The organism is Nonomuraea sp. NPDC048901 (genome assembly GCF_040649695.1).
Taxonomy (GTDB): domain Bacteria; phylum Actinomycetota; class Actinomycetes; order Streptosporangiales; family Streptosporangiaceae; genus Nonomuraea.
The window spans coordinates 428211-440196 of record NZ_JBEZFW010000003.1; the positions used below are offsets into that span (position 1 = coordinate 428211).

Annotated in this window: 9 protein-coding genes; 2 read left to right on the forward strand and 7 right to left on the reverse strand. The window is 70.5% G+C overall.

Going from position 1 to position 11986, the window contains the following annotated elements:
- Window positions 1–7: 7 nt before the first annotated feature.
- Window positions 8–1258 (reverse strand): threonine ammonia-lyase IlvA, encoded by a 1251-nt coding sequence (gene ilvA / locus AB0C30_RS11480; protein ID WP_357942200.1) that lies wholly within the window; start codon window positions 1256–1258, stop codon window positions 8–10.
- A gap of 258 nt (window positions 1259–1516) precedes the next feature.
- The gene (locus AB0C30_RS11485; protein ID WP_357942202.1) at window positions 1517–2566 is read right to left on the reverse strand and encodes an aldo/keto reductase; all 1050 of its coding nucleotides are present in this window, start codon (window positions 2564–2566) and stop codon (window positions 1517–1519) included.
- Between the two features lie 102 nt (window positions 2567–2668).
- Here AB0C30_RS11485 and AB0C30_RS11490 point away from each other — a divergent pair, with 102 nt between their 5' ends.
- On the forward strand, window positions 2669–3253 hold the full coding sequence (locus tag AB0C30_RS11490; protein WP_357942203.1) for a TetR/AcrR family transcriptional regulator: 585 nt from the start codon (window positions 2669–2671) through the stop codon (window positions 3251–3253).
- A 117-nt stretch (window positions 3254–3370) separates the two neighbouring features.
- Here AB0C30_RS11490 and AB0C30_RS11495 read toward each other — a convergent pair whose 3' ends face one another.
- On the reverse strand, window positions 3371–4918 hold the full coding sequence (locus tag AB0C30_RS11495; protein WP_357942205.1) for a carboxylesterase family protein: 1548 nt from the start codon (window positions 4916–4918) through the stop codon (window positions 3371–3373).
- Between AB0C30_RS11495 and AB0C30_RS11500 the strand changes: the two genes are divergently transcribed.
- Window positions 4917–5621 carry a TetR/AcrR family transcriptional regulator gene (locus AB0C30_RS11500; protein WP_357942207.1) on the forward strand — a complete coding sequence of 235 codons (705 nt, stop codon included), beginning with the start codon at window positions 4917–4919 and terminating at the stop codon, window positions 5619–5621. The genes AB0C30_RS11495 and AB0C30_RS11500 overlap by 2 nt on opposite strands.
- Window positions 5622–5839: 218 nt before the next feature.
- Here AB0C30_RS11500 and AB0C30_RS11505 read toward each other — a convergent pair whose 3' ends face one another.
- From AB0C30_RS11505 to AB0C30_RS11520, 4 genes are all read right to left on the reverse strand, one after another.
- On the reverse strand, window positions 5840–8179 hold the full coding sequence (locus tag AB0C30_RS11505) for a transglutaminaseTgpA domain-containing protein (protein ID WP_357942209.1): 2340 nt from the start codon (window positions 8177–8179) through the stop codon (window positions 5840–5842).
- On the reverse strand, window positions 8167–9288 hold the full coding sequence (locus AB0C30_RS11510) for a DUF58 domain-containing protein (protein WP_357942211.1): 1122 nt from the start codon (window positions 9286–9288) through the stop codon (window positions 8167–8169). The genes AB0C30_RS11505 and AB0C30_RS11510 overlap by 13 nt, the downstream gene beginning before the upstream one ends.
- Window positions 9285–11462, reverse strand: a complete 2178-nt coding sequence (locus AB0C30_RS11515; protein WP_357942213.1) for a hypothetical protein — start codon at window positions 11460–11462, stop codon at window positions 9285–9287. Before AB0C30_RS11515 ends, AB0C30_RS11510 begins: the two co-directional genes overlap by 4 nt.
- 101 nt (window positions 11463–11563) lie before the next feature.
- Window positions 11564–11986 carry a YbaB/EbfC family nucleoid-associated protein gene (locus tag AB0C30_RS11520; RefSeq protein ID WP_357942215.1) on the reverse strand — a complete coding sequence of 141 codons (423 nt, stop codon included), beginning with the start codon at window positions 11984–11986 and terminating at the stop codon, window positions 11564–11566.

The following is an 11986-nucleotide window of genomic DNA, read 5'->3' on the forward strand; positions in this document are numbered from 1 at the left end:
CGGGAGGTCAGAGAAGAAAGGTGAACAGCGGCGAGCCAGGCGGGACACGCTCCACCGTGAGTGGGCTGGCCTTCATGCGGAAGAGGAGGCTGTCGAGATCACTGGCCCGCTCAAGCTCGATGCCGACGAGCGCCGGGCCGGTTTCGCGGTTGTTCTTCTTGACGTACTCGAAGGCGATGATGTCCTCGCCCTCGCCCAGCACCTCGTCCAGGAAGTGCCGCAGGGCGCCGGGGCGCTGCGGGAAGGTCACCAGGAAGTAGTGCCGCAGCCCGATGTGTACGAGAGAGCGCTCCAGCACCTCGCCGTACCGGCTGACGTCGTTGTTGCCGCCCGACACCACGCACACCAGCGGGGCTTCGGAGGAGTACGGCAGCAGCTCACGGGCTGCCGCCCCCGCGAGGGCTCCGGCGGGCTCGGCGATGATGCCATCGGTCTGGTACAGATCCAGCATCTCGGTGCACACCGCACCTTCATCGACCGCGACGACCTCATCCACCAAGTCCTTGACCAGGGGGAACGTGGCCTCTCCCACCCTTCCGACGGCGGCGCCGTCCACGAAGGTGTCCAGCTCGGGCAGGGCGAGGGGCCCGCCGTGGTCGAGGGCGGCGCGCATGCTGGCCGCGCCGGCGGGTTCGGCGCCGACGATGCGGGTGCGGGGTGAGTGCTCGCGCAGCCAGATGGCGATGCCGCTGATCAGACCGCCTCCACCGACCGGGACGACCACGGTGTGCGGCGCCTCCCCTGACTGCGCCAGGATCTCCAGGCCGACCGTGCCCTGCCCGGCCATCGTCCTGACGTCGTCGAACGGATGTACGTAGATCGCACCGGTGTGCTCGCTGTCGGCGTGCGCGGCGGTGCTCGCCTCGTCGTAGGTACCGCCGCCGACCACGACCTCCACCCGGTCGCCGCCGAGCGCCGCGATGCGCTCACGCTTCTGCCGCGGTGTGGTGGACGGTACGTACACACGCCCCCCAATCCCGAGTCGCGCGCAGGCGAACGCCACTCCCTGCCCGTGGTTGCCCGCGCTCGCGCAGACCACACCGCGCCGCCGCTCCTCGTCCGTGAGCGAGGCGATCAGGTTGAACGCGCCGCGCACCTTGTACGAGCGACAGACCTGCGCGTCCTCGCGCTTGAGCAGCACCTGACCGCCGAGCAGGTCGGACAGCCGCTGGTTCGGCTCCAGCGCGGTGCGACGTACCACCGGCCGCAACCGTTCGGCCGCCTGGCTGATCATCGCGGTGGTGAGACGGTCGGTCATGCACACTCCAGGCACAGCGGTTGATCAAGGGATCGTAGCAAGGCGTCGCGTGGTGGTGACGACGGCAGCCGTACAGAGGATCACTGGGAACGGTGCCCGTCGCCAAGCGAGCACACTGGTCACAACGATCCCAACAGGTCATGCGATTCCCGCAGCGCCCGTCTCCCTCAGCCGGACGGCTACCGACCAGCGACATTCTTGCGACGCTTGCTCAGTTCGCCAGCTGGCGGACTGCCGCGCCGGAGCGAACAATCAACCTCACCTCAGCGCCATTCCCGGGACACGAGCGCGGATCGCATCCATGGCCGCCTCGTCCGAGACGCCCTGCCAGTCATACCGCGGTGTGTAGGGGGCGGTGAGGGCGCGTACGTCCTCATCGGTGAGCTCGACGTCCAACGACGCGATCGCGTCGTCGATCTGCTTGATCGACCCGGCGCCGACCAGCGGAGCGGTGACGACCGGCTGGCGATGCAGCCAGGCCAGGGCGATGGACGCGCGGCTCACGCGGTGGGCGGCAGCGACCTGGCCGACCGCATCAATGATGGCGTGGTTCGAGGCTTCCTGCTCGGGCGAGTAGAGCGTGTCGGCGTAGGCACCGTCGGTTTCGGAGCGGGCAGTGGAGTTCGCCTCATCCCAGCCACGGGCCAGACGGCCCCGCGCGAGTGGGCTCCAGATGATGGTGCCGACGCCCTCGTCCAGGCACAGCGGGATCATTTCGCGTTCCTCCTCGCGGGCGAGCAGGTTGTAGTGATCCTGCATGGACACGAACCGGGCCCAGCCGTTCTGCTTCTGCAGGTGCAGGGCCTTCGCGAACTCCCACGCGAACATCGACGACGCGCCCAGGTAGCGCACCTTGCCGACCTTGACCAGATCGCTGAGCGTTTCGAGGGTCTCCTCCAGCGGCGTCGCGTGGTCGTTGCGGTGCACCTGGTAAAGGTCGATGTAGTCGGTGCCCAACCGTCGCAGGCTGTGGTCGACCTCGGTCATGATCGCCTTGCGGGACAGGCCCTTCCCGTTCGGGCCGGGGCGCATGGGATGACGCAGCTTGGTCGCGATCACTACATCGTCGCGGTTCGCGAAGTCGCGCAGTGCGCGGCCGAGGATCTCCTCGCTGGACCCGTTGGAGTACATGTTGGCGGTGTCGAAGAAGTTGATGCCCGCGTCGAGAGCGTGCTTGATCAGCGGGCGCGCATCCTCCTCGCCGAGGGACCAGACGGGGTGGCCGCGGTCGGGCTCGCCGTAGGTCATCGCACCGATCGCGATGGGCGAAACGTCCAGGCCGGTGGTGCCGAGCTTCACATAACGCATGGGCGTCTCCTGTGGGATTTGAACTTGCGGACGATTCTCCGCAAGTTCTCACCCAAACTAGCGGAGGATTGTCCGCAAGTCCATCGGAGGCACCATAGGGTGATGACCGACCAGACGCCGAGCACCTACGGCACGCAGCGCAAGGCCGCCGCGCGCAACCGTGTGGCGATCATCGAGGCCGCCCACGAACTGTTCGGGGACAACCCGCTCGTGCCGCTGAGCGAGGTCGCCAAGCGTGCCGGCGTCGGCGCCGGCACGCTCTACCGGCACTTCCCCACCCGGGAGGATCTGATCCTGGCGGCCTACCAGCACGACATCGAACGCCTGACCACCACCGCCGACGAGGCGCTGGCGCGCCATCCATCGGCGAAGGACGCGTTCGTCGAGTGGTTCGAGACTCTGTCGGCCTACATCCGCATCAAGCACGGCCTCGGTGACGCGTTGCACAGCGCCGCGGCCCAGGACGTGATAAGCGCTTCGTGGGCGCCGACCACCGCGGCGGTGGCCAAGCTCGTCGAGGCCTGCGTGGCCGAGGGCACCATCGCTCCCGGGCACGACCCCGCCGACATCATCATGCTTATGAGCTTTCTGTGGCGCGTCGCGAACAACGACGACGGTGTGGCCCAAGGACGGCGTCTGATCGCCGCCGTCTTTTCGGGGCTGAAAGAGGCACCCCAGCCGATCTGAGCACAGCCGAGTTGAGCGCACCGCTCGCCGCAGCGACTACAGCGGCGAAACCTGCGCACGCGACTCCAGCGAGGCGAGGACTCCGCCTGTGACGAGAAGGGGACATGTGCGAGGTGTTCATGAGTTGTCGTTGCTACCGGACGAGTGTCGAGCAGGCGGAAGCAATGGGCGGCGTTCGCTGTAGGCGGGGTCGTTCGCTGCGGTGACGAACGTGTCGAAGCGCATGGTGCAGCGGCGAGGCTCGGTGTAGGCCTCCCATGCCGGGACGCCCGGGGTGTTCGGATTTCCGGTGCGGATAAAGGCTGCCACGGCCCGCCGGAAGGCGTGGCCGGTCGGTTCGACGCCGGCGGGGTCGACATCGCGGAACATGGGAGAGGCCGACCAGGCTGGAAGATTGTCAAACAGCATGGGAATGTCCACGGTGTGGCAGGCGCCGAGGGCTGATCTCCAGTCCACCTGGTAGACGAAGCCAGGATGGCCGTGACGAGCGCGCGCCTCGGCGACCTGGAGCGCCGGTAGCCTGACCAGGCGATCGGTGGTGATGTCGGCCAGGACTTGAGAGGCGGACGCGCCCGGCCGCCGGGCCGCGTAGTGGCCGTAGACCACCTGTGGGGCCGCGTCGGGCGCCAGGCGTTCCGCAAGCTGCAGGACGGCATCGCGGGTAATGGCCGCGGAGGCGGGGTCGATGGCCAGGAACGGGTTCATCTCCTCGGCGGTGGCGCCGATCATGACGTCGATGCCGGGAGCGACGCCGGCGGCGACGGCGGGCAGAACAGGCCCGGGCAGCCCTGGGGCGCCGGCAATCGGATGCATCGGCGGGGCCGGGGCGCCGATGCGTCGCCGGCCGCTGTCGGCGACGAGTCGCTGGTAACCGATGATCAGCTCTTCGGCCGGAAGGTCTCGCAAACGATGGGCTGTCGTGACGCTCAGGCCCAGGAGGCGCAGGTATTCCTCCGCGACCTGTTCGGCTTCGTGCGGGGATGGCATGGCGATGCCGAGGGGGCCGCTTTGGGCGAAGACCCGATGGAAGAGGCCTGTGGCTGAGGGGGAGCTCAGGAGCGCCACGGCGGTCACCGCGCCTCCGGACTGACCGGCCACGGTGACGCGGTCGGGGTCGCCGCCGAAGTCGGCGATGTTCTCCCGCACCCAGCGCAGCGCCGAGATCGCATCCAGAAACCCCATGTTGCCTTCGGCGATGCCTGGGACTCGCAGGAAGCCCAGCGGACCGAGCCGGTAGTTCGGCGTGACGACGACGATGTCCTCGGCGGCGGCCAGGTTGCGGCCGTGGTAGCCGGGCCAGGCGCTGGCGCCGCTGAGCCAGCCGGAGCCGTGGATCCATACCAGCACGGCCCGGGGCTTGCCGGTGACGCCGGGGGTCCAGATGTTCAAGGTGAGGCAGTTGTCCTCGGCCTGGGCCAGCGTTGGCGAGCCGGTGAGCAGTTGCATCGCATCGGCGGGGTTGGCGGGTGGCTGCGGAGCGGCAGGGCCGAAGGCGGTCGCCGGACGGATGCCTTGCCACCGGGCATGCGGCTGCGGAGCAGCGAAACGAAGGTCGCCGATGGGGGCGGCCGCGAAGGGCACGCCGAGGAAGGACGCGACGCGCCCGTCCCAGCTTCCCTGAACAGCGCCCGGCTTGGTGGTGACCACGGGGTGGGGATTGTTCATGACCATCCTTGCGAAGGAACGTTCGTTCTCATCACTTCAGCACATCTCTGGCGTGGTTGACAAGAATGAACGTTCATTCCATCCTCGGGGGGTGCCCGTCTCACACAGTCCAGCCGCCGACACGCGCCGTCAGCATGTCCTGGCAGCCGCGCGCCGCTGTTTCCTCGCCAACGGCTTCCACGCGACCTCTATGCAGGACATCTTGCGCGAAGCGCAGATGTCGCCCGGCAACCTCTATCGGTACTTCCCCGGCAAGGACGCCATCGTGCTCGCGATCGTGGAGGCCACCTTGGCTGAGGTCACCGCCGCGTTCGAAAAAACGCTCCTTGACGAGCCGCCCCCGTTGCTGGAGGCGCTCACCGAGATCCTGCGTGCGATCGAACGGCTGGACGACCACGAGGGCACGCCACGGCTCGCGATCCAGATCTGGAGCGAGGCCCTACGAAATCCGGCGATGGCCTCGCTCTTCGCCGAGGCCATCGCGCCTGTCAGGCAATGGTTCGTCCAGCTCGTCGAAGCCCACCGGCATCGTGGCCTCACCTCCGGCCCGGTGGCACCGGAGCACCTGGCCAATGTCCTGCTTGGCGCCATCCACGGGTTCATCGTCCAAAGAGCGCTGCTCAAGCTCGATGCAGCCAGCTACGCCGAGGGGCTGCGAGGCCTGCTCGCGGTCCCGGCCAGCCCGCAAAACCGCGGTCACTGACCACGAAAAGCACGGATGCACCCCAGGGCGCTCGCCCGGAGGCCCTTGAGCGGAAGACGACTTCCAAGGCCGGACACCTGTGCAAGGCCGTCGCCGGCCTTCAAAACCACCGCGTCGCACTGGCTGCCTGAGGATGAAAGGAACCGATGATCGTGCAGGTGAAGATACGTCGTTGCGTTCAAGTGCGTTCTTGCGACGCTTGATCTGGCTGACCCCGCTCAGTGGAGCAGCGAGCCGGGTGCCAGGCGGTGGGCGAGGCGGCGCGGTAGCGCGATCTTCCGTCTGACCAGCAGGTCGATGTTCGCGTAGTGCCGCCAGGCCATGTCCGCAGCTTCCTGGTCCGCGGGGGCGTCGCTGAATCGGGTGAGGTTCGCCAGGTCTGCCAGCCCCGTCAGTGGCTCGTACGCGTGGGTGCCCAAAGCCGTCACTCCCAGCGTGGCCACCTCCCGAGCCGTCAGTACGCGCGACGAGGCCGGGACCCCGGCGGCGCGCAGTCGTACCACCGTCTGCCGCCACGCGCCCGCCACCCGCGCCCGCGGATCGCCCGTCCGGCGGCGTCGGCGGCGCAGGGGCGGCAGCACGGTCACCGCCAGCAGGTAGCCGCCCAGCAGGCCCCCGGCCACCGCGCCCGCGACCGGCAGCCAGGTCGTCCCGGCTCCGTGGCCGGTCTGACGGGGTGACGGCTGTGGTGTGGGTCGGTGGGGCGACGGCGTGGTGGCGGGGTCGGCGTGTTCGCCGCTGATCTCCTGCTCGACCTCCTGGCGCTGCTTGGACACGCCTTCGGCGACGTCGCCGCTCTGGCCCGCGTGGCTGCGCGCCGGGGTCGGGTAGAAGGGCACCCAGCCGATCCCCTTGAACTCCACCTCCGCCCAGGCGAGTACGTCACCCGCCAGCACCTGCCGTACGCCGCCGCCCTCCGCCTTGCCCGGACCGAAGCCGACGACCACCCGGCTGGGCAGGCCGAGCGAGCGGGCGAGCAGCGCGTACGACGCCGCGAACTGCTCGGTCGTGCCCTTCTTCGCCTCGGTGAGGAAGAACTGGATGCTGCGATAGCTGTGCCCCGGCGGGGAGTTGACGTCGTAGTCGGCGTGTTTGCGCAGGTAGGCGGCCAGCCGTACGGCCTGCTGCATGGGGCTGGTGGCGCCGGCCGTGGCCTTGCGGGCGATGGTGGCGAGGCGGGCCCGTTGTGGGGGAGTACGGCCGTCGGGGCCGTTGGGCAGTGCCAGGGCGGCCTGGTCAGCGGCGGGGACCGCCTCGCGCAGTTCTGCGGCGGAGTAGCGGCGGATGCCGGAGATCACCCGGTACGTGATGCCCTCGCGAGCGGTGGCGGCGGCACTCGCCAGCATCCCGGTCGCCGGATCTGCCATCAGGCCGGCCGCGGAGTCGGGCGCCGGTCCGGTGAAGGTCACATGCTGTGGGCGGTCCGCCGCGGGCAGCCAGGGACCGGACAGCTTCTGCAGCGTGAACTGCTGCTCGACGACGTCGTGGGCGCCCACAACGTCGTCGCCGGGGACCCTGCCGCCCGTCGGCAGGTATCCGGCGCTGGAGGTCCACGTGACGCCGTCGAAGCGGTCCAGTACGGCCAGCCGCCAGTTCGCCTCGGTCGTGGATTTGACGGTGAAGAGCTGGCGGTAGGGGTTCTGGAGCCAGGCCGACACCTGGTCGAGTGGGCTCACCCCGGCGAGCGGGCGCGGGGGCGGCTGGGACACCAACCGCCGCACGTCGTACGGCTTGCTCGCGAACGGCAGCACCGGTCCGGCCGCGACGGCGATCAGCACGAGGACGGCCAGCAGCGGCACGCCTGCCACGAACGTCCTGGCCGCTCGGGCCGCCCGGACCAGGGCCAGGAGCAGGGCCAGCCCGACGAGGACGGCCGGTGTCGGCAGCTGCGAGCCGGGACCGGACACGCCCAGCACGACGGCGGCGGCCAGCACCGGTACGGCCGGGGCCGCCGGGAGCACCACCGCCCTGGTCCGCAGGGCCAGTTCGGTCCCGGCCACCGCCGCCGCCCAGACCAGGAAGTGCGCCAGCACGATCGTCCTGCCGTCCCCCTCGGCCGGCAGAATGGTCGTGAGCAGCGCCTTCCCCGAGTCGCGCACGCCCAGCAGCGCGGCCCGCACACTGGCCGGACTCGGCAGGAACCCGGCCAGGGCCTGCGTCCTGAACAGGGTCGCCGACACCGCGATCAGCCAGGCCAGGAGATTCACGGCCAGAGACGCCCAGAGCGGCAAGATCCTGGCCAGCGCGTACGACACCACGCCCGGCACGATCGCCGCCACAGCCACCACGGGGATCAGCGCGCCCAGCGTGAACACCCCGTCGAACGCCAGCCCGGCCGTACCCGCCAGCAGGATCACGATGACGATCGACACCACCCGCCGCCACTCGGGCACAGGCGGCAGCGGCGCAGCCTCGGACGTCCCCGGTCGCACGCCCGGCGTGGGCGGGGCGACCGGTGTGGGCGGGGCGACCGGCATGGCCCGCACGTCCGGCGTAGGCGGCACGTCCGGCGGGGGTGGGGCGACCGGCCTGCCCGGCGGGGTGGTCAGCGCGGCCATGCCGCCGCCAGTTCGGCCAGTTCGCCGATCTCGATGACCGTCACACCGGGCACCATCGGCGGCCGGTCGCCGGAGGAGGCCCCGACCCAGACACAGACCACCTGGTCGAAGCGCCGCCGCACCGACGCGACGCTTGACAGGGCGGTCCGCGCCCCGGTGACCAGGATCAATGCCCCACCCGAGCCGGCGCGGCGTACCGCGTCCACCGGCGTCTCCGCGTCGGCCGTCCGCTCGACCAGGGCCAGCCGGTCCAGCACCTCCTCGGCCTCCTCGGCGCCGCCCTTGACGGACAGCAGCTCTCCCGCGCCGGTCAGCAGCCGCACCGGGAAGCGGCGGCGGCTCGCCGACCAGGCGACCGACGCGGCCGCGTCCACCGCCAGCTCGAACTCGTCGTCGTCGCCGTAGGAGTCGGCACGCGTGTCGAGGATCGTGGTCGTGTACGGCAGGCTGACGTCCTCGAGCTCCTTGACCATGAGGGTCCCGGTACGCGCCGTGGACCGCCAGTGGATGTGCCGCAGGTCGTCGCCGATCACGTAGTCGCGGACGCCGTTGAAGGTGATCGTGCCGCTCGGCGAGCGGGAGGCGGAGCCGTCGAGGTGGCGCTGCCGACCGGAGTTCAGCGGCTCCAGCGGCACCGTACGCGGCCGGACCAGCAGCAGATCCGCTTGTCCGTACGAGGTCGTGCGCCGGGCCAGGCCGAACGGGTCGGCCCGGTCGAGCCGCAGCGGGCCCACCGGGGTCTCGCCGCGCCTGCGGGTGGGCAGCCGGTACGACACGGTTCCGGTGGAGTTCCTGGCCAGCGGCGGTACGCCGACCACGATCGCGGTGTCCCGGCAGGTGTCATGGGCCTCCAGGGCGTCGCGCCGCCAGCGGCCCCTGTTCGTGACGCGCAGCATCGCGATGGCCGCCTCGCCTCTGGCGACCTTGACGGGCGTGACCTCACGGCGTACCTCCAGGCGGGGCCGGCGCAGCGTCCACAGCAGACCGGCTCCGACGGCCGCGATCCCGCCGGCCGACAGCGCGCCCGCCTGCTGGTAGCCGAGCGGCGCCGCCACCGCGTACAGCAGTACGGAGGCGGCCAGGGTGCCCCAGCCGGCTCTGGTGATCATTCGCACTCCCAGAGGGGGGCGGCGGGGAATCCCCCCTTCGGGGTGTCCATCAGCACGTCGTTCAGCCAGCCGCTGCCCCGGCTGGACTCCACCTTGTTCCAGACGTCGCTGCTCATGCCGGTGTCGGTGTCGGTGAAGCCCGCGCCCTTGGTCTGGCAGATCACGGTCATGGTGATGTACTCGCCCTTGGGGATGCGGCCCGCCTCCGCCCCCGCCGAGGGGCCGGACCGGATCAGGGTGTCCCTGTTGTCGTTGTGCGCGTTGCGGAACTGCGCCGACGGCGGCTGCAGCCCCGCCTTGGCCTCGGCGCGCTCCTGGCCCTCGCCGGCGCCGTTCTTGGCACGCAATGTCCAGGTGTAGTCCTGGCCGTTCTTCAGGCCGGTCACCTCCGCGCTGGTCCCGTCGAGCGTGCCCGGGTGCTGGCCAGGGCCTTCGAGTACGTAGCTGACGCCGCCGTCCTTGGCGTTGTCGGGGGCCGACCAGGTGAGGTCGGCGCCGTGGTTCTTGCCCTTGGCCTCGAAGCTCGCCGGTCTGCCCGGGGCGACGCAGGGGCGTACCGGGATGGTGGGGTCGGAGACGGACTCGCCGCCGTCGTACTGGGCCGCGACGCGGAAGGTGTACTCCTGGTCGCAGCGGCCTCCGGTGACCCGGAACTGGAAGGGGCCGTCGGAGCGTACGCGGTCCGGGGTCACGTTCGCGCTGTCCGGGGCGCCCTTGAGCGTGTAGCCGGTGGCCTTGCCCTGGCTCGACGGGGTGAACACGATCTCCATCCAGCCGGGTCCCGAGTTCGCCGTGACGGTGCCCGGCGGGCCGGGGGTCTGCGTCGGCGTGGGCGTGGGCGTGGGTGTCGGGGTTGGGGTAGGCGTCGGCGTCGGGGTGTTGGTCGGGGGCGGGCTGGGGGTCTCCGAGCGCTTCGTCGTGGTGGGTTTCGGGGTGCGCGTGACCGTCACCGTCGGCCGTGCCGTGGGCTGGGTGGTCTGCCGGGTCGGGACGGTGGTCGGGAGCGCCATGGTGGGTGTGCCGGTGGGTACGGGCAGCGGGGTAGGGGTGTCCTTCTGACCGAGCGCCTCGTCGTACTTGCCGACCCGGTGCGCCCTGCCGTCCTGCTCGACGACCAGCGCGGTCTCGCTGAACTGGTCGTTGACCCAGAGCAGCCCGTCCTTGACGAACACCTCCAGCGGTCCCGCCTTGCCGGTGATCACCTTCTCGGCGTCGAACCTCTTGGCCACCGTGTCGTACACGATGAGCCGCCCGGTGCTCTCATCGGCGATGTAGACGCGGCGGCCGAGAGCCTGCGGCGGCCCGAGCTTGCCGCCCTTCACCGACACGGTGCTGAGCGCGCCGCTCGCGGTGTCCACGAGCACCAGCGCGCCCTGCTTGGGCGCGAGCATCGGGACGATCGTGGCCTCGGCGACGGCGGGCATCAGCATGCCGCCGCGCCCGGCCTCGGTCACCGTGCTGGGCAGGCTCACCGTGAGCCGTGTACCGGTCGAGCCGATGACCATCGCCGACGCGGCGGCGGAGTTGGTGACCAGCGGTACGCCGTCCGCCATGGTCAGCGTGAGCGGGTCGCCGGGCTCGCCCACGGTGACGGCCTTGCCCTGCTGGGCGCCGTTGATCTGGGCCAGCGTGCCCTCTTCCGGTACGGGGACCCAGAGGGTTCCGTTCTTGTCGATGCCCGCCTGGCCGAGCGGGCCCTTGAGCGTGATCGCGGCGCCGATCGTGTCCACGGTCAGGGGGTTCACCTGCTGGACGGTGCCCGCCTGCGGGTCGATCGCGTACGCCTTGCCCGCACCCATGACCAGCTGCGTCCCGCCGGCGCCCAGGCTCTTGGTCTGGGCGACTTCGAGCTGGGTCGGATCGATGCGGCTGACCTGGCCGGTCGACTCGTCGACGACGAGCACGCTGTTGCCGTCCTGGACCACCTTGAGCTCGTCGCCCTTCGCGGCGGCCAGGTCCACCCGGCCGTCGACCTGGCCGGACAGGCCGTTGGCGTGGACGACCTCACCGTTGAGCGCGCTGGCGAGCCAGGCGCCGATGTCGGCGAGCTTGGGCCGGGCGCTGGACACACCCGTACCTAGGAAGAACCCGATGCCCGTGAGCGCGGCGACGACCGCGAGCGCGACGAGGCCCGCCACTCTCCGCCGTGCCGCCTTCTGCCACCGAATGGCCACCAAATTCACATCCCGCGACATTTGCGCACATGCATACCCGCCGACACCCTAGAGCGGCGGGGTCGGCTGGGGGCACTCTTCAAACAACCTCGAAGTGTCGGTCAGGTCGTGCCCCGGCGCCGCTCGTCGATGGCCCGCATGCGCTCGTCCATCGACGATTCGAAGGACTCGAGGACCTGGCCGAACCGGTCGTCGAGCTCCCGCTGGGTCGGCATCGACTCGCCGAGCGTGTCGGCCATGATCTCCCTGGCCTTCCTGTCGGCCTCGTCCTGCGCCTGCTGGGCGGCGCCCAGCAGCTCCTCGGCGAGCTTCTGGCTGTCCAGGCGCATCGCGCGCGGGGCGATGACCAGCTCGACGAGCCGCCCGTTGGCGCCGGCGGCCACTCGTACCTGCCCGTCCGCGCCGGTGCCCCGGCCGACGACCACGTCGACCTCCTTGCGTACCTCTTCGACGCGGAGCAGCATCTGCTCCGCCTGGGCGGTGATCCGTTCGAGGTCTTCGGGGCGGAATTCCGCAGCGTTCAT

What these genes read in the sequence shown, in the direction of transcription:
- AB0C30_RS11485 (WP_357942202.1), bottom strand. Translation starts at nt 2,566, where the DNA reads ATGCGTTATGTGAAGCTCGGCACCACCGGCCTGGACGTTTCGCCCATC.
- AB0C30_RS11510 (WP_357942211.1), bottom strand. Translation starts at nt 9,288, where the DNA reads ATGATCACCAGAGCCGGCTGGGGCACCCTGGCCGCCTCCGTACTGCTG.
- AB0C30_RS11505 (WP_357942209.1), bottom strand. Translation starts at nt 8,179, where the DNA reads ATGGCCGCGCTGACCACCCCGCCGGGCAGGCCGGTCGCCCCACCCCCG.
- AB0C30_RS11500 (WP_357942207.1), top strand. Translation starts at nt 4,917, where the DNA reads ATGACCATCCTTGCGAAGGAACGTTCGTTCTCATCACTTCAGCACATC.
- AB0C30_RS11490 (WP_357942203.1), top strand. Translation starts at nt 2,669, where the DNA reads ATGACCGACCAGACGCCGAGCACCTACGGCACGCAGCGCAAGGCCGCC.
- ilvA (WP_357942200.1), bottom strand. Translation starts at nt 1,258, where the DNA reads ATGACCGACCGTCTCACCACCGCGATGATCAGCCAGGCGGCCGAACGG.
- AB0C30_RS11520 (WP_357942215.1), bottom strand. Translation starts at nt 11,986, where the DNA reads ATGAACGCTGCGGAATTCCGCCCCGAAGACCTCGAACGGATCACCGCC.
- AB0C30_RS11495 (WP_357942205.1), bottom strand. Translation starts at nt 4,918, where the DNA reads ATGAACAATCCCCACCCCGTGGTCACCACCAAGCCGGGCGCTGTTCAG.